Genomic DNA, 670 nt, shown 5'->3' on the forward strand with positions numbered 1-670 from the left:
TCCTTGGATTCCTTGGGGACCTTGAATACCCTGTGGACCGGTTGGACCTATCTCTCCTTGAACACCTTGGATTCCTTGCGGGCCCTGTAAACCCGTCACTCCGGTTGCTCCCGTTGCTCCTGTCGCTCCTGTCACTCCAGTTGAGCCTGTCGCCCCGGTATCTCCTGTTACTCCTGTCGCACCTGTTGCTCCTGTCGGGCCAGGTGGTCCACCTGATGGGCCTGTCACTCCTGCCGGACCTGATGGCCCCGTTGGGCCCGTCGGTCCTGCTGGTCCTCCTGACGGGCCTGTCACCCCTGTTGGACCGGTTACTCCTGTTGGACCGGTAGTTCCTTCTCCCGTCGCTCCGGTTGCCCCCGTATCTCCTGTTGCTCCCGTCGGACCTTGCACTCCTTGAATTCCTTGTGGTCCTTGCACTCCTTGTGCACCTGTTGCTCCTTGAATCCCTTGTATTCCCTGCACTCCTTGTGCGCCCATCGGACCTGTTGGACCAATCGCCCCTTGTATTCCTTGCACTCCTTGGGGCCCCTCTGGACCGGTTGCTCCTATTTCCCCTTGTATCCCTTGAATTCCAGTTGCTCCTTGTGCTCCAGTTGCTCCCGTTATCCCTTGCACACCTTGTATTCCCTGTATTCCTTGTGGACCTTGTGGGCCGGTTGCTCCTTGCACT

General features: G+C 58.7%; 1 pseudogene. It reads right to left on the bottom strand.

The features are described from left to right. Window positions 1-670: pseudogene (locus tag MR107_RS30220) on the bottom strand (collagen-like protein); the annotation flags it as partial.

The organism is Bacillus cereus group sp. BfR-BA-01441 (assembly GCF_022663075.1).
Classification (GTDB): Bacteria; Bacillota; Bacilli; order Bacillales; family Bacillaceae_G; genus Bacillus_A; species Bacillus_A cereus.